The sequence below is a fragment of the Marinomonas sp. 15G6-16 genome, assembly GCF_055809555.1.
Genome location: NZ_CM147916.1, coordinates 760,843 through 777,890 on the forward strand (window position 1 = coordinate 760,843; position 17,048 = coordinate 777,890).

Here is a 17,048-nt window from a genome sequence, read left to right on the forward strand (position 1 = left end):
TATTGTCCTACCTTAATCTTGTTGTAATTCTACTGTGTGATCCGCTTGACGAAATGTCATTGCGCGCACACGAAACTCTGGAATACGACTGTTAATTATCTGATAAATCAGACGCGCTTCTTTATCATTCGGCCAATAAATGGCAATTGACTGCTCCGTTTTAGCCACTTCATCTATAATAGGCTGAATTTTGCCAATAATCTCTTCATCACTCAAACTAAAGAGTGTTTCAGGCAAGGTGTAAATGCCTTTTTTAACAGGCTCTTCTTCATTTTGTTCTGCTGTTTCTTCATTACTGTTTGCGGCTGCCGCTTTTTTGACCGCTTGCTGTGCTCGATATTGTGCTTCTTGCGCACGCCTTGTCTTCAGGTCTCTGATTTGAGCCGCCATATCCTCAATAAGGGGATCTTCTGGATTTACTGAACGAGCAAGGCTTAAATAGCGATCGGCTTGTTTATAACCTCTTCCTACCGCTGATACCCAAGCCCAATCTGTGTAAGTTTCAACTATGTTCGCGATGCCTTGTGTGGCACGAAAGTTCCCCGGATCTCGACCCAAAGCCGCTTGGAAATATAAGTTGGCGTTGTCTTCTTCTGGCGTCAAAAGTCGCTGCGCGGACAAGGCTTCTTCGCCTCTTTCAATCAGACTTAAAGTCAATTTTTCAGACGCTGTCAGTTCTTTTTCAACAACGATAGTTTCGACTTGCTCTTGAACAAGCGCTTCCGATTCAAATTGATCATTCGTTACTTCTGATTCAGGTTCGTCAATAAGAGAGGCTTGCGCTGATTCCGCAATGGGAGCTGAGTCGCTTGAAGGCGCGACATTCTGCTGACAACCAACAATAAAAAGCACAAGAAATGGCAAAGAAATTAGATTTTTATTCAATTTATCCTCTTGCGATTGGCAACTTTAAGATGGATTGATAGTCTACATCCTCTATCCTAGAGCGATGGATTTGGATTTTCCATTTAAACCGCGCTTTCACCCCAATTGAAGATGTTTATGCGCTTACTTTTTTGTTTATTTTTACTGACGATTCACACGGCTTCTCAAGCTTTCACCTTTGCCCCAACTTCTAAGCTTTCTGAACCTGACTTTTTACCTGTCGATCAAGCTTTTCAGCTATCCATTTCAGCAGCTGAAGATGGCAAAATCATTGCTTCTTGGCAAATCCATGATGGTTACTATTTATATCAAGAACAATTTGGTTTGTCTGGAAAAGACGCAGATAAACTGCACTTTTCCCCATTTACTCCCGGAGAGAAAAAACAAGACGCTTATTACGGTGAAGTCACCGTTTACCGAAACCAGTTTACCTTACCTATTTATTACGACATTAACCTTCCAGCAGGCACTCAGTTAAGCGCCATACTGTCTTACCAAGGCTGTGCTGATAAAGGTTTGTGTTACGCGCCGCAAAAAGTGCCATTAGACTTCACCGTTCCTGTGTTATCTTCACCTGATTTAATCAATAACAACTCTGGCTCTTACCAAGCATCCACGACTGGCTCTAATAGTGCGCTGCCGACAACAGATGTTGCCTTGTCTGGTTCTCAATCCATCAGTCAATTATTGCAATCCGGTGATGTGTTGAGCACATTGCTTGTGCTGTTTGGTTTAGGTTTATTGCTGTCGCTTACACCTTGCGTTCTTCCTATGGTGCCGATTGTCAGTGCGATTGTGGTTGGTGCACGCAGCTCTACTGCTCGTGCTTTTTATTATAGCGCCGTTTATGTTTTGGCCATGGCTCTGACTTATGCAGCCATTGGCGGATTGGTTGGCTTATTTGGCACCCAATTAAATCTACAAGCACAATTACAAAACCCAATTTTATTGGCCATTAGCGCGGTTATTTTCGTGTTACTGGCATTGGCTATGTTTGGTGTTTATGAACTAAAACTGCCAGCATCTTGGCAGCAAAAACTCCAAACTTCGACCAATCACTCTGGTTCTAGTTGGCGTACAAGTGGCAGTATATTTTTAGCTGGCGTGCTATCCACTTTGATTGTCTCACCTTGTGTATCCGCCCCTTTAGCAGGAACTTTGTTGTATATCAGTGGTCAAGGTAATGCTTGGTATGGTGCTTTGGCTCTGTTTGTTATGGCTTTAGGGATGGGCGTGCCACTTTTACTGGTTGGGTTATTTGGCCCTAAAGCATTACCAAAAAATGGTGAGTGGTTAGAAGACATCAAGGTGCTCATGGGATTTGGATTGTTAGCTGTCGCTATTTGGCTAGTGACTCGCTGGCTTCCTCTTGATAGCCATTTGTATTTATGGAGTGTGCTTGCCATTGGTATCGGCAGCTATTTTGTCCATCGAGCCTATCAAGCCAAATCTCACCCCGTGCGTTGGTTTTTGGCCTTCGCTTGCTTATTAATAGGCGCCATTGAATTTTTAGGTGGCGCAATGGGTAATGTGACACCTTTCCAACCATTAAAGACAACCGCTTTTCAGTCTCAAACTGCTCCACAAGAAAGTGATATTTTTGATGGTCATATTGGCAGCTTGGAAGAACTTAGCAACATAGTGAACAATCAAGACTCGCGCCCTATCTTATTGGACTTATATGCCGATTGGTGTATCAGCTGCAGAGAGGTAGAAGCCATGTTTATTTCTCCTGACGTATCTCCTCTATTAGAAACTGTGCAACTGATCAGAGTTGATGTAACCGAGAACTCAGATCAAAACAAAGCCCTGATGGAAAAATTCAATTTGTTTGGCCCACCATCCTTGGTTTTCCTAGACTCTCAAGGTCAGGAGCAAAAAGCACTAACCCTAATGGGTGAGCCGACTAAAGCCGAAATAATCGAACGTTTACGCTTTGTAGCCGAACAATAAACCTTACAAAAAAATCAAAGTTTACAGAAGATCAAAAAACAAACAGAGATAACATTTTTTGGTTTTTTTCCCGAAGAACTGGACAATTTCTAGCTTTTTACCGATAATTTCTATCCTTGTTAGCATTTACACATCCATATTTGTAAATGCTTTGCTCTTAAATGAGCTAAAGTTCAAAAAAGAATTACCAACCGTCAGTGAAAGTTATTATCACTGAGTCACAAATGCAGATAAAAGAGAGTAAGCATGGACATTCGTAAAATTAAAAAACTAATCGAGCTTTTAGAAGAATCTAACGTCTACGAGATTGAAATCAAAGAAGGCGAAGAAGCAGTTCGTATTAGTCGTGGTGGTGCCCCGGTTATGGCACCAATGGCCGCTCCAGTTGTTTCCGCAGCACCAGCTGCTGCTCCAGTTGCCGCATCTACCGCTGCTCCAGAAGCACCTGCTGCTGTTTCTGGTCACACTGTTAACTCTCCAATGGTAGGTACTTATTACAAGTCTTCTGCTCCAGGTGCTAAGCCTTTCATCGAAGTAGGCCAAACAGTTAACGCTGGCGATACTATCTGTATCGTTGAAGCAATGAAAATGATGAACCAAATCGAAGCTGACAAGTCCGGTACAATTGGCGCTATCTTAGTTGAAGACGGCGAGCCAGTTGAATTTGATCAACCACTTGTTACTATCATTTAATCCAAAGCAATAGGTTTCATCATGCTCGATAAGGTATTGATTGCTAACCGAGGCGAAATCGCGCTACGTATTTTACGTGCGTGTAAAGAACTCGGTATCAAAACCGTTGCGGTTCACTCTAAAATTGACCGCGACTTACTACATGTGCGCCTTGCAGACGAATCTATCTGCATAGGTCCAAATCCTTCAACGCAAAGTTACTTAAACATTCCTGCAATCATTAGTGCTGCAGAATTGACAGATACCTCTGCCATTCACCCAGGCTACGGTTTTCTTGCGGAAAATGCAGACTTTGCAGAACAAGTTGAAAACTCTGGCTTCGCTTTCATCGGTCCTAAAGCAGAAACAATTCGTCTAATGGGCGATAAAGTATCTGCGATCAAAGCAATGAAAGAAGCAGGCGTTCCGACGGTTCCTGGCTCTAACGGTCCAGTACCAACAGACCCAGATGAATGTCTACGTGTTGCTCGCGAAATCGGTTTCCCGGTTATCGTTAAAGCCGCAGCAGGTGGCGGTGGCCGTGGTATGCGCGTTGTTCACAACGAAGGCAGCCTATTAAAGTCTATCAGCATCACCCAATCTGAAGCTGGTTCTTACTTCGGTGACAGCACGGTTTACATGGAAAAATTCCTACAAAACCCTCGTCACGTTGAAGTTCAAGTTCTTGCAGATGGCCAAGGCAATGCCGTTCACTTATATGATCGCGATTGCTCTTTGCAACGTCGTCACCAAAAAGTATTGGAAGAAGCGCCAGCACCTATGCTGGATGAAGAATCTCGCCAAGCTTGTTTAAAAGCCTGTGTTGATGCTTGTATCAAGATCAACTATCGCGGTGCGGGTACATTTGAATTCTTGTACGAAGATGGCGGTTTCTACTTCATCGAAATGAACACACGTGTTCAAGTAGAACACCCAGTTACTGAAATGGTAACAGGCGTTGACATCGTTAAAGAACAGCTACGCATTGCAAGCGGTTTGCCTTTGTCTTTGAAACAAGAAGACATCAAGCTAAACGGCCACGCTGTTGAAGCACGTATCAATGCGGAAGACTCTAAAACCTTCATGCCTTGCCCAGGTAAAGTGGAATACTTCCATGCACCAGGCGGTATGGGTGTTCGTGTCGACTCTCACTTGTACAGCGGCTACTCTGTTCCACCAACGTATGATTCCATGATTGCCAAGATCATTTGTCATGCTCCAGACAGAACAGCAGCACTAAAACGCCTTTCTGGCGCTCTTGATGAAACCTTCATCGACGGTATTAAAACCAACATAGAGCTACAAAAAGAACTAGCAAATGATACTAACTTCATTGCTGGTGGCGTTAACATCCATTATTTGGAGAAAAAACTCGGTTTATAAAAACTGCAGTTTCGTCCCTAGTGATTGCATAAATCACTAGGGACTATCATTTTCCTCTCGCCTCTCGCACCAAGCTTCGTTATTCTATTCCTGTTTTATTCATTGTTGGACTCCACTTTATGCCTTGGCTTCAGATTTGTATCCATACTACACCCGATCACGTGCCTGCTTTTGAAGACACTCTATTAGAATGTGGCGCTATGGTCGTTACCTTTGAAGATGTGCACGATGACCCTGTATATGAACCAGACTTAAACACCACGCCATTGTGGAAAAACACGAAAGTCACTGGACTATTTGAAGCAGACACAGATGTAGAAGCGGTTCGCCCTGTGGTTGAACACAAAGCCGCCTCTTTGAGTGAAACTGATGTGGATTTAAAAATAGAAATCCTTGAAGACAAAGATTGGGAAAGAGAGTGGATGGACAGCTACCACCCTATCCAATTTGGCGAACGCCTTTGGGTTTGCCCAAGCTGGCGCGAAGTCCCCGATCCTAACGCTGTCACATTAATGCTTGATCCTGGACTTGCTTTTGGCACAGGCACACACCCAACTACGGCACTCTGTTTGCAGTGGCTAGACAGCATTGATTGCCAAGATAAAACCATCATAGATTATGGTTGTGGCTCCGGTATTCTCGGTATTGCAGGATTGCTTCTTGGCGCAAACAACATGGTCGGCATCGACATTGACCCTCAAGCGGTTCAAGCAACAGAAGCCAACGCTGAGCGCAATAAAATCGATCCAAGCCGTATTGAAGTCAAACTGCCACCTTATGAATCTGATTTGCAAGCGGACATTGTTGTGGCAAACATACTCGCCGGACCTCTCGCGCATCTTGCACCGACCATTTCGGCTCTCGTAAAAACTGGCGGTCAACTTGCTTTATCAGGCATTCTTGCCAATCAAGCAGAAGAAGTTATTCAAGCGTACCAAGAGTGGTTTACTATTGAATCCATCACAGAAAGGGAAGAATGGGTTCGTATTGTTGGTACAAAAAATCCATAATTAACAATTATTTAGTACAGATTAAAAACAGGAAGAAAGACGCTCATGGCCAATAGCTTAATTACACGTTGCCCAAAATGTTCAACTGCATTTCGTGTTAACGATGAAGTATTAAGCATGGCCAAAGGCAAAGTCAGATGCGGACAATGTTTCCATATTTTTGATGCTAATGCCTCCAAGCCAACACAATCTGAAGCCGCAGTAAAACCTGAAACCACGCCAAAGCCCCAGACAAAGAGCCAAGCACCCGCTCAAAAAGCGGACACCTTAGAGAAAAAGACAACACCACAATCGTTGCCAAAAGAAACCTCCATAAGCACAGCAGAATCACCCAATGTATTAATCAGCGAGCAAGGCATCATCACTGAGGATGATATCCTGAATTTGTTCAATGAAAGTGATTTGACACCACCCAGTGAAGAAGATTTAGCGGCAAGCAAAAAAGCACTGAAAGAGCAAAAAGCAAAAGAGGCTGAAGCAAATGCCGACACCCAGAAAGAACAAGAGCCTGCCAAGCAATATCAAGAAAGAGCAAAATCGGCTCGTGGCGAAACCAATAAAGAACTCCATGCGGACAGAAATGATTCCCTCGCACCCTGGGAAGTTGAATTAGCCGAAGTGGAAGCGGCGTTAAGTGCTCAACCGAGAGCGCCAAGAGTTAAAAAAGAAGTCGTTAATAAAACAAAAGAAGAAGCCAAGCCTTCTTCACCAACACCTTCTATTGAAAGCAAACCAACACCTAAAGCAGAGACTGCTAATGAACCAGATTATATGGTTGCGTTACAGTCTTTGGCTCAAACCGCATCCGAACAAACCCGCCCTTCTGATGCCAAAAATCAACACACGATTCTTGAGCAATTATCGGCTCAAGAAAGCCTTGCTCCGCTTTTGGAAGAAAACCCGAAAAACACCAAACCCAAAAGTAAGCATCGCTTTTTGTGGTTCTTCGCTTCATTGCTTGGCTTGGCTTTATTAGCAGGGCAAGTATCGATGCATTTCTTTGAAGAAGGGAGCCGATCTTCTAACTTCCGGTCTTTCTATCAAATGATCTGCTCTTATTCAGGCTGTACTCTTCCGGGGTTTGAAGATATCGATGCCATTAGCATCCAGCATGTACGAATTCAGAGTCACCCTTCTATCCCAAATTCGCTTCTCGTGAATGCAATTATTACGAACGTCAGCCCGTTTTCTCAGCCTATGCCGAAAATCGCTTTAGAGTTTTCAGACTTAAATGGCTCACCAGTGGCCGCTCGCTTATTTTCGCCAAGTGACTACCTACACAAAGATTTCTTAGATATCACTTATATGCCACCAAACACTCCGATTCATGTTGTCATTCCGATACAAGATCCGGGTGCTCGCGCTGTTACACACCAATTGAAAACCTTCCCTTCGAACACTCGCTCTTACTAGAACGAGTGTTATTTCCTACTTAGTCAAAAAAAGCACAAAAAATAATCAATTTTTAGTCTGTCAAGACTTCAAAAATAACAATTGCCTAGGTATTATGCACGCCCGATCGACACTGTCGGCGATCTTTAACATTCAATCCAGTATTCAGGAAAAGCATGGCATTTGCTATTGGCCCTTACCGCGTTGATAAACCTGTTATCCTTGCCCCCATGGCAGGCGTAACCGATTTACCTTTTCGCCGCCTTTGCCATGACCAAGGCGCAGGATTAGTTGTATCTGAAATGGTTACTTCTGATGTTCGCCTTTGGAACTCGACAAAAAGCCGTCACCGATTAGTTCATGACGCCGAGGTTTCACCTAGGTCGGTTCAAATTGCTGGTGGTGACCCAAGAATGATGGCAGAAGCCGCTCAACAAAATGTCGAGTTAGGTGCGCAAATCATTGATATCAACATGGGGTGCCCCGCCAAGAAAGTCTGTAATAAAGCCGCTGGTTCGGCATTACTTAAAGACGAAGCACTTGTTCGAGAAATACTGGAATCGGTTGTAAATAGTGTTTCTGTTCCTGTCACCCTAAAAATCCGTACAGGATGGAGTCAGGATCAGAAAAATGGACTTACCATTGCAAAGATGGCTCAAGATATTGGTATTCAAGCCTTAGCAATTCATGGACGTACCCGAGAATGTAAATTTCAAGGGCAAGTCGAATACGATACGATCGCAGAGATCAAACAGCATTTGACGATTCCTATTTTTGCTAATGGTGATATCAAAGATTCTGAAACAGCCAAATTTGTGAAAGATTACACGAAGGCAGATGGCATCATGATTGGTCGCGCCGCTCAAGGTAGACCATGGATTTTTCGTGAAATCAATCACTACTTACAAACCAATGAATTGTTAGCGCCTCCGTCTTTGTCTGAGGTGAGACAGCTGGTCATCAACCATGTTAACGCCCTCCACCAGTTTTATGGTGACTATCTGGGTGTGCGTATTGCTCGCAAACATGTTGGTTGGTACTTGCAAACGTTAGCGGACAAAACTCAATTTCGAAGCCTGTTTAACCGTATTGATAATACGCAAGAGCAGCTTGATAAATTAGAAGAGTTCTTTGTTTGTCAGTAGGCAAACAAACCTCATACTTAATGTATTGAATCCTAATTTACATTAATAAATGGTTAGCTTTAAAAATAGAAGGTCATTCTGTGGTAGAACAAACTCATACATATACATTTCAAGCCGCTTCTTCAGAGCAGTCACAAACACTACGTGACAATGTTGAAAAAGCACTACAAAACTACTTTGCTCATCTTGATGGGCAGCCAGTTACCGATTTATATCAATTGGTTTTAGCTGAGGTTGAGGCGCCTTTGCTGGAGTCAGTGATGAGCTACACCAAAGATAACCAAACAAAAGCATCGACTCTTCTTGGTTTAAACCGAGGTACGCTGCGCAAAAAATTGAAGCAGTACGGCATGCTATAGAACACAAGAAAAAAGGGCGAATTCGCCCTTTTTTCGTTTAATCCTCCCCTTGTTTATTTAGTGTTAAATTATTGCGAGAACCACGATGGCAAATCAAAAAACAGTTACTCCAATCAAACGAGCTTTAATCAGCGTTTCCGACAAAACAGGCATTGTCGAGTTCGCTCGTGAATTAACAGCTCAAGGCGTTGAAATTCTTTCTACTGGCGGCACCTACAAGTTATTGCTTGAAAACAAGGTCCCTGCGACTGAAGTATCCGATTACACAGGTTTTCCTGAAATGATGGACGGCCGTGTGAAAACACTTCACCCTAAAGTTCATGGCGGTATTCTTGGTCGTCGAGACATCGATGGCGCTATCATGAAAGAACACGGCATCGACGAAATCGATATGGTTGTGGTGAACCTTTACCCATTCGAAGCAACGATTGAACGTCCTGATTGCGACTTGCCAATGGCCATTGAAAACATTGATATCGGTGGACCAACTATGGTTCGCTCTGCAGCGAAAAACCATAAAGACGTGGCGATTGTTGTTTCTCCAGCAAGCTACGACAGCCTATTGGCGTCATTGAAAGCCGATGGTGGTTTAACATACGACCAACGTTTTGACCTTGCTGTACAAGCATTTGAGCACACTTCTCATTACGATGGTGCCATTGCAAACTTCTTAGGCAAAAAAGTCGAAGGCGGCAGTGAAGATTTCGCTCGTACTTTTAACCTACAATTCAACAAGCAAGAAGAAATGCGCTACGGTGAAAACCCTCATCAAAAAGCCGCTTTTTATGTTGAAGCTAATCCTAAAGAAGCCTCCATTAGCACAGCGAAACAATTACAAGGTAAAGCCCTTTCATACAACAACATCGCTGACACAGACGCTGCACTTGAGTGTGTAAAAAGCTTCGACAAGCCAGCTTGTGTGATTGTAAAACATGCTAACCCATGTGGCGTTGCAACAGCAGCATCACAATTTGAAGCTTACGATCTAGCTTTCAAAACAGACCCAACTTCTGCTTTTGGTGGCATCATCGCCTTCAACCAAGAATTAGACGCACAAACAGCACAAGCCATTGTTGACCGTCAATTTGTTGAAGTCATCATTGCACCAAGCGTCAGCAAAGAAGCGTCTGAGATTGTCGCGGCAAAACAAAACGTTCGTCTACTTGAATGCGGTCAATGGTCACAAGACAAACCAGCCGCACTGGATTACAAGCGTGTAAACGGCGGCCTATTGGTTCAAGATCGTGACGATGGCAACATCACTCTAGACGATCTAAAAGTCGTCTCTAAACGCCAACCGAGTGAAAAAGAACTAAACGATTTATTGTTTGCCTGGAAAGTGGCTAAGTTCGTTAAATCCAATGCCATTGTTTACGCAAAAGCAGAACAAACCATCGGTGTCGGTGCAGGGCAAATGAGCCGTGTTTACAGCGCGAAAATTGCTGGCATTAAAGCCGCTGACGAAAACCTACAAGTGGAAGGTTCTGTTATGGCATCGGATGCTTTCTTCCCTTTCCGTGATGGCATAGACGCAGCAGCTGAAGCAGGTATTACTGCGGTCATTCAACCTGGTGGTTCAATGCGTGATGACGAAGTCATTGCCGCAGCTGATGAAGCTGGCATGGCAATGGTATTTACTGGCATGCGTCACTTCCGTCACTAATCATTAAAAGGATTAAGATAAAATGAAAGTTCTTATTATTGGTAATGGCGGCCGCGAGCACGCACTAGCTTGGAAAACAGCCGAATCAAATGACGTCAGCAAGGTTTTCGTTGCACCAGGTAATGCTGGCACAGCAACAGAAAACAAAGTGGAAAACGTTAATATTGGCGTAACCGACATTGATGCGCTTGTTGCCTTTGCAAAAAGCGAATCGATCGACTTAACCATTGTTGGCCCTGAAGCACCTCTAGTCATTGGTGTTGTGGATGCTTTTGAAAAAGAAGGCTTAGCTATTTTTGGCCCAACAGCGGCCGCGGCACAACTGGAAGGCTCAAAAGCCTTTACTAAAGACTTCTTAGCACGTCACAATATTCCGACTGCAAGCTACGGAAATTTCACTGAGATTCCAGCGGCAGTTGAATACATCAAGCAGCAAGGCGCACCCATTGTTGTCAAAGCCGATGGCCTTGCGGCAGGTAAAGGCGTTATCTTGGCGCAAACCGAAGCAGAAGCGATTGAAGCCGTTGAAGACATGCTACAAGGCAACGCTTTTGGTGAAGCCGGCAGCCGCGTTGTGATTGAAGAGTTCTTGACTGGTGAAGAAGCCAGCTTCATTTGCATGGTGGACGGCGAAACAGTATTGCCAATGGCGACCAGCCAAGACCATAAAGCGCGTGATAATGGCGACCTTGGCCCTAACACTGGCGGCATGGGCGCTTACTCTCCTGCACCAGTTGTTACACCAGAAATTCATGATCGCATTATGAATGAAGTCATCATGCCAACCGTAAAAGGCATGAACGCTGAAGGTAATCGCTATCGTGGTTTCTTGTATGCTGGCGTAATGATTGCAGAAGACGGCACACCAAAAACATTGGAATACAATTGCCGTTTTGGTGATCCTGAAACACAACCTATCATGATGCGTTTGCGTTCTGATTTGGCGCAAATGTGTTTGGCGGCTGTGAATGGCAAGCTAGATACAGTGAAAGCAGATTGGGACCCAAGAGCAAGCTTAGGTGTTGTCTTGGCCGCTGGCGGTTACCCTGCAAGCTACCCTAAAGGTGATGTTATTTCTGGTTTAGACAGCGCTCTTCCAGCTCACCAAAAAGTCTTCCAAGCTGGTACGGCATTGAAAGATGGTCAAGTCGTTACTAATGGTGGTCGTGTACTTTGTGCCGTGTCTCTTGGCGATACCGTCGCGGATGCACAAGCTGGCGCTTACGATGTGGTAAATAAATTGTCTTGGGACAAGGTGTATTTCCGTACAGACATTGGCCATCGCGCCATTGCTCGTGAGCAGAAATAACGCTTACTCAAGGAAGGTACGAACAAGTCCACTGGCTTCAGCGTGTGGATAAACCTTTATTATTCGAGGCAAGCTTCGCAGTCCAATATGAGCATATTGGCAAGAAGCTTAACAAAGAATAAAAAGCGTTTAGCCCACGCCCTTCGGGTCTCTCAGAGAAACGGCCTCTCTGCGTTAAGAGTGATTGAAAGGTATTAACATTCCTGCTCACTCTTGCCTTGATAGACCGCTTCTCTGATAAGACTGAAGCTCAGAAGACTTATTCGCATCTTCCTTAGTTCATTAAACTAAAAAGGCCTCTTCTGAGGCCTTTTTTATGAGTCATTGCTTGTATAGCAAGCAGATATCAATCTAGCTTTCTTTATTACTTTTTTAATTGTGCTTCTTTCTTATTCAGCCAAGCTCGAAGTAAACGCCCAAGCTCAAGCACAATCAGACCAAAAATAATTCCGGCTACCCAATCAAACGCCAACACAAAGCCAAGCACTGCGATCATTCCATAACCATATATGAGGTTCGTTCGGGTTTTAGGTGTTGATTGTCGTGCAAACCAAGTGACCGCTAACAACAGCAAACTAAACCAAACGTAATATTCCACCAAAATTGGATATAGCATTCGATCCCCTATCTAGTTAATAATGATAGCCTACACCTTCTTTTGACGGGCATAGGCTATCGTTTTGTTTTCTCGATTAATTTTACTCTTTTTAATTGTTGTCTCCAACTTTACTTGGGGAGCAAGTGACGTTGCCATCATTGATGACAACAACAACACATTCAATATCGCGGAAAGCGGTTTCTTCTTCATCGACAAAAACAAAACACTTTCCTTTGATGAAATACAATCAAGCGAATACGCCAAACAATTCCGCCCCATCAATCGCAGCTTTCTTCAGCTTGGCATAGTTGAAGGTAATATTTGGGTTCGCTCCGATATAGCCATTCGTACAACAACCAACATTCCCGTTGTTTTAGAAGTGAATTCCCCAAGAATCCAAAATTTAGAAATCTTCTTACCGACACTATACGACAATCAGATACAGGCAGAGTTCGGCAGCGCTCACACCTACAACAGCAAAGCGATCAAATCAGCAAAGTACTTATTCACCTTACCAACCAACACACCAGCGGTTTTTACCGTCTATTTCAAACTCTCTTCTCACCTTCCTGTGAATGCCCAAATAGAGCTTAAAACCTTATCGAAATTAAGTTCAGACTCTCAAAAGGACTTTATATTCACAGGTGTACTGATTGGTGTTTTATTAGCGTTGTTTACCTGCAATATCTTTTTCTACATCCGATCTCGCAACCTGATGTATTTAATTTATGCAGGGTTACTTGTCTCTATCATCATTTTACACCTAGCTCTCCACGACCAAATATCTCAGTTTTTCCCTAATAAAACAGGGATGCAAGAACGGATATACAACCTATCTTCTTTCCTCTGCCTTAGTACGATTGTGTTCTTTTCTCGACTTTATCTCGATACCAAACAACATCTTCCGATGTTAGACAAAGTCTTACTCGTAATAGGTTCGTTAAACGCTTTCTTCGCTATTATTTTCTATACAGCACCAGAGTCGATGAACATTGTCATTCTGTCGATCATGGCTGTCGTGACCATCTCAACATTAACATTTCACGCCATTATCTCTTGCATCAAGAAAATTCCCTTTTCTGGCTATTACCTTGCTGCTCGTTCCATTCTATTAATCGGCCATTTGGCTTGGATCACGTCAGTTTATGGCCTTATTCCAAGCGCCACATTATTAGAGTGGGGATTATCCGTCACCATTATCATCGAGACATTAATCCACTTTACAGGAATGATTTCTCAGAAATCCCCCTTGCTCCAACCTCACATTTATAAAGCTAAACACTCTCAAGATGAGATATTTGATCTTTTATCGGACCTGTCTAGCCGTTTACGTCGTCAAATCAACATCATTGGTGGTGGGATTACACATCTAGAACAAGCTGCTGTCTCTCCAGACACAAAATTGCTCATCGCAAGTACCCAGACAGCAAACAACAATTTGAAAAATTTGATTACCCGTATCGATTACCTAAGCGATCTTGAAGACAAGACCGCCTTTGAACAAACGACGCCCGTATCACTCAACCAGCTGATTGATAACGCTCATCACAACTTCCAACGCATTGATCAAGACAGTGCGCTCATTGAGATAAACACCAACAAAACAGACAAGGTTGAAATATTAAACAATGCGCAAGTACTGCAACATCTTATTGAAGTGTTGGCCGAAGAGTTTAAGCATTTCACCAACCAAACGCTGACCATTAACATCACTCATCATGATGTAAACAGAGAAGGTATTACGTTGCTGGAAATTGAGTGTTCTCCATTGCCGACTAGAGCCAGCACTCAAACCTCAAGTTTCGATTTTGGCTCAAGCTATATCGAGCTATTAGTGCAATATTTAAATGGTGAATGCCATTTATCTGACAACGACCAAACCAGCCGCCTTAATATCCAAATTCCGATTCAGTCCCATATCCGAAGTTTGGCTCACAGAAGCGAACAACAAGGTCATTTTGATATTATTTTGCTTGGGCAAGAAGACGATGACCTACAAAAAACACTCACTCTATTGCAAAACCATCAAAACAAAATCGAGCATTTTGCCACGCTAGAATCTTTGCTGGATCACCTAAACCAATCAAAGCAAAGAACATCCGGTCTGATTATTCTCGTGTTTGATAACGGTGGGCACATTCCTCACATCACTCAGCAAAGGTTATTGCCTTTGATGAACATAGAAGATCAATGCCTACTTATTAGCAACAATGTTAAAATGTCACCGGATTATGCCAAAAAGCTTGGCTTTGATGAGATACTCCCTTGCTCGGAATTAGACAGCCAATTTAAAACAATGCTTTCTCGTTTAATTCAAAAAGGCGACAGATTAAAGAACACCTCTTTGTCACGCATCAAGACTTTGAATAAAACGCCTTGATGCCAGTAAATGAACTCTGAATAATACAGATGAAAGGAAATGGTATGGATTGTTTATTTTGTAAAATAGTGAACGGAGAGATTCCAGCAACCGTATTGTATGAAGACGATGACGTCATTGCGTTTGAAGACATTATGCCGCAGGCGCCTACTCATTTTCTTGTTATACCTAAACGCCACATCAGCACCCTAAATGACTTAACAGATGACGATGCCGCCGTTGTAGGTAAGCTGCAAATAACCGCAGCCAAAGTAGCAAAACAAAAAGGTATCAGTGAAGAAGGTTATCGTGTTGCCATGAACTGCAACGAGATGGGCGGACAAACTGTTTACCATATACACATGCATGTACTGGGCGGTCGTCAAATGACATGGCCTCCAGGCTAATTAAGAGGAAATCCAAGTGATCTCTTTTCTAGACAAAGCCGTATTACAATTTGATCGAGCACTACAAACACTGGTTCCCCATGCTGCAAAAGCTTCTCGTGTTTCTCCTGCTAGCCAGATTGCCGAAGCAGAATTAACGTCTGACGAACGCAAACATGCTTCAGGGTTAATGCGTATAAACCATACTGGCGAAGTATGTGCTCAAGCGCTCTACGCTGGGCAAGCAACCACAGCCAAGCTAGAGGCCGTTCGTAAAGAAATGGAACACGCAGCGGATGAAGAGATTGATCATCTCGTGTGGTGCGAACAACGCCTTTATGACTTGCAGAGCAGACCGAGTTTGTTAAACCCTTTATTCTACAGTGCGTCCTTTATGATTGGCGCAGGCGCAGGACTGATCAGTGATAAATTGAGTTTAGGGTTTGTCGCTGCAACGGAAGATCAAGTGTGCGTGCATCTACAAAAACACATGCAAGCATTGCCTGCGCAAGATGAAAAAAGCAAAGCCGTTTTAACACAAATGCACATAGATGAAGCCAAGCACAAAGAAGCAGCATTAGACGCTGGCGGTTATGAATTTCCACAACCTGTTATGGCCATTATGACGCAAGTATCCAAAGTCATGACAACCACTACTTACCGGATTTAATTATGAACAGAGATCTCCACTCTATTCGACGAGACTATCAATTCGAAGACCTCTTAGAAGATCAAGCAGGCAATGATCCTTTAAGTCTTTTTGATACTTGGCTAGAAAAAGCCATCGAAGCCTGTCCAGATGATCCAACCGCCATGACATTGAGCACAGTAGACAAAGACGGTTGGCCACACTCCCGCATTGTTTTGTTAAAACAACGTAATGAATCAGGCTTTTCCTTCTTTACTAACTACAGCAGTGAGAAAGGTCAACAGCTTGCTCAGAACAACAAAGCCAGCATAACTTTTTTCTGGCCTGCACTGTCTCGCCAAATACGTATTGAAGGGACAATTGAAAAAGTGGCTCGTGATGTCTCTGAAACCTACTTTGCAAGTCGCCCTCGCGGCAGCCAGCTTGCTGCACGAACATCACAACAAAGTGCTGTAATCCCTAACCGAGCTGCTCTGCAAAATGCGTTCAATGAAGAGGAACAAGCCTTTGATGGTCAAGAAGTGCCTTGTCCTGATAATTGGGGAGGTTATGTTTTAAAGCCAAGGTTCATTGAATTCTGGCAAGGTCGTCCGAGCCGTTTACATGACCGGATTTGCTATACATCTAAAGACGATAGCTGGGTACAAACACGTAAAGCCCCTTAATCAAAGCTCTTTCATTAAGGTCGTATTCCTTTCTAACGCCACAACAATCAAAGCAAGAGTCGGAAAGTTAAACTTATCCGCTCTTCTTTGATTCTTTTTCTAACAGGCAATGAGTGTTGCCACAATACTTGCGTTGACGTCCCCATAATTAGCCAACTGCCGTGTTCTAATTCCATACTATGTTTGGTTTTATGATCGGCTTTCAGTCGAAACAAAAAGTCTCGCGTCGCTCCAAGACTCAACATCGCAACAATAGGTGCTGGCCCTAATACCTTTTCGTTATCAGAATGCCACCCCATATATTCCTCGCCGTCTCGATACCAATTCAGCAATACGGAATTAAAAGATTGCTGTGACAAAGCCTCGGCTTCTGCTTTTATGGGTAATAACCATGCAGGCCAACCGGCTCCGTGATGATCTTTTCCAGAGTAACGATAACAAACGCCTTCATCCGCAACAAAAGCCACCAGCCTTGGGACAGGCACATCTCGCCCAAACATAGACAAAACTTCCTTTTGCCAAGGCAGGTGCAATTTAAGCTCAGACATCAAGCTTGGTAAGCTTGAGCTAGAAAATGAGTATCGGTATGATGGCTTTGCTTCCATTTAACTAATTACCTT

At 43.5% G+C, this 17,048-nt stretch carries 16 protein-coding genes; 13 read left to right on the forward strand and 3 right to left on the reverse strand.

Going from position 1 to position 17,048, the window contains the following annotated elements; translation table 11 throughout:
• Window positions 1–12 precede the first annotated feature (12 nt).
• Window positions 13–885 (reverse strand): hypothetical protein, encoded by an 873-nt coding sequence (locus AC0L46_RS03680; protein WP_473505842.1) that lies wholly within the window; start codon window positions 883–885, stop codon window positions 13–15.
• A 117-nt stretch (window positions 886–1,002) separates the two neighbouring features.
• Between AC0L46_RS03680 and dsbD the strand changes: the two genes are divergently transcribed.
• The 9 genes from dsbD (at window position 1,003) to purD (ending at window position 11,771) form a co-directional block, all read left to right on the forward strand.
• Window positions 1,003–2,838 carry a protein-disulfide reductase DsbD gene (dsbD, locus tag AC0L46_RS03685; protein ID WP_473505844.1) on the forward strand — a complete coding sequence of 612 codons (1,836 nt, stop codon included), beginning with the start codon at window positions 1,003–1,005 and terminating at the stop codon, window positions 2,836–2,838.
• Window positions 2,839–3,084: 246 nt separating this feature from the next.
• The gene (accB, locus tag AC0L46_RS03690; RefSeq protein ID WP_473505846.1) at window positions 3,085–3,531 is read left to right on the forward strand and encodes an acetyl-CoA carboxylase biotin carboxyl carrier protein; all 447 of its coding nucleotides are present in this window, start codon (window positions 3,085–3,087) and stop codon (window positions 3,529–3,531) included.
• A 21-nt stretch (window positions 3,532–3,552) separates the two neighbouring features.
• Window positions 3,553–4,893 carry an acetyl-CoA carboxylase biotin carboxylase subunit gene (gene accC, locus AC0L46_RS03695; protein WP_414680298.1) on the forward strand — a complete coding sequence of 447 codons (1,341 nt, stop codon included), beginning with the start codon at window positions 3,553–3,555 and terminating at the stop codon, window positions 4,891–4,893.
• A gap of 119 nt (window positions 4,894–5,012) precedes the next feature.
• Window positions 5,013–5,903: a 50S ribosomal protein L11 methyltransferase gene (gene prmA / locus AC0L46_RS03700; protein ID WP_473505848.1), complete on the forward strand. Its 891-nt coding sequence runs from the start codon at window positions 5,013–5,015 to the stop codon at window positions 5,901–5,903.
• Between the two features lie 45 nt (window positions 5,904–5,948).
• The gene (locus AC0L46_RS03705) at window positions 5,949–7,316 is read left to right on the forward strand and encodes a DUF3426 domain-containing protein (protein ID WP_473505850.1); all 1,368 of its coding nucleotides are present in this window, start codon (window positions 5,949–5,951) and stop codon (window positions 7,314–7,316) included.
• Between the two features lie 155 nt (window positions 7,317–7,471).
• The gene (gene dusB / locus AC0L46_RS03710; RefSeq protein ID WP_473505852.1) at window positions 7,472–8,440 is read left to right on the forward strand and encodes a tRNA dihydrouridine synthase DusB; all 969 of its coding nucleotides are present in this window, start codon (window positions 7,472–7,474) and stop codon (window positions 8,438–8,440) included.
• Between the two features lie 80 nt (window positions 8,441–8,520).
• Window positions 8,521–8,799 carry a DNA-binding transcriptional regulator Fis gene (gene fis, locus AC0L46_RS03715; RefSeq protein ID WP_317004590.1) on the forward strand — a complete coding sequence of 93 codons (279 nt, stop codon included), beginning with the start codon at window positions 8,521–8,523 and terminating at the stop codon, window positions 8,797–8,799.
• Window positions 8,800–8,884: 85 nt separating this feature from the next.
• On the forward strand, window positions 8,885–10,462 hold the full coding sequence (gene purH / locus AC0L46_RS03720; RefSeq protein WP_473505854.1) for a bifunctional phosphoribosylaminoimidazolecarboxamide formyltransferase/IMP cyclohydrolase: 1,578 nt from the start codon (window positions 8,885–8,887) through the stop codon (window positions 10,460–10,462).
• 22 nt (window positions 10,463–10,484) lie between these two features.
• On the forward strand, window positions 10,485–11,771 hold the full coding sequence (purD, locus tag AC0L46_RS03725) for a phosphoribosylamine--glycine ligase (RefSeq protein ID WP_473505856.1): 1,287 nt from the start codon (window positions 10,485–10,487) through the stop codon (window positions 11,769–11,771).
• Between the two features lie 364 nt (window positions 11,772–12,135).
• Here purD and AC0L46_RS03730 read toward each other — a convergent pair whose 3' ends face one another.
• The gene (locus AC0L46_RS03730) at window positions 12,136–12,387 is read right to left on the reverse strand and encodes a hypothetical protein (protein ID WP_473505858.1); all 252 of its coding nucleotides are present in this window, start codon (window positions 12,385–12,387) and stop codon (window positions 12,136–12,138) included.
• 64 nt (window positions 12,388–12,451) lie between these two features.
• Between AC0L46_RS03730 and AC0L46_RS03735 the strand changes: the two genes are divergently transcribed.
• The 4 genes from AC0L46_RS03735 to pdxH are packed head-to-tail and all read left to right on the forward strand — an operon-like array spanning window position 12,452 to window position 16,428.
• Complete coding sequence (locus AC0L46_RS03735) at window positions 12,452–14,749, forward strand: sensor histidine kinase (protein ID WP_473505860.1); 2,298 nt, start codon at window positions 12,452–12,454, stop codon at window positions 14,747–14,749.
• Between the two features lie 44 nt (window positions 14,750–14,793).
• On the forward strand, window positions 14,794–15,135 hold the full coding sequence (locus AC0L46_RS03740) for a histidine triad nucleotide-binding protein (protein ID WP_414680997.1): 342 nt from the start codon (window positions 14,794–14,796) through the stop codon (window positions 15,133–15,135).
• Between the two features lie 16 nt (window positions 15,136–15,151).
• Window positions 15,152–15,784: a 2-polyprenyl-3-methyl-6-methoxy-1,4-benzoquinone monooxygenase gene (gene coq7 / locus AC0L46_RS03745; RefSeq protein WP_473505862.1), complete on the forward strand. Its 633-nt coding sequence runs from the start codon at window positions 15,152–15,154 to the stop codon at window positions 15,782–15,784.
• Between the two features lie 2 nt (window positions 15,785–15,786).
• Window positions 15,787–16,428 (forward strand): pyridoxamine 5'-phosphate oxidase, encoded by a 642-nt coding sequence (gene pdxH / locus AC0L46_RS03750; RefSeq protein ID WP_473505864.1) that lies wholly within the window; start codon window positions 15,787–15,789, stop codon window positions 16,426–16,428.
• 47 nt (window positions 16,429–16,475) lie between these two features.
• Here the strand turns inward: pdxH and AC0L46_RS03755 are convergent, their stop codons facing one another.
• Complete coding sequence (locus tag AC0L46_RS03755) at window positions 16,476–17,033, reverse strand: alpha-ketoglutarate-dependent dioxygenase AlkB family protein (RefSeq protein WP_473505866.1); 558 nt, start codon at window positions 17,031–17,033, stop codon at window positions 16,476–16,478.
• Window positions 17,034–17,048: the final 15 nt, after the last annotated feature.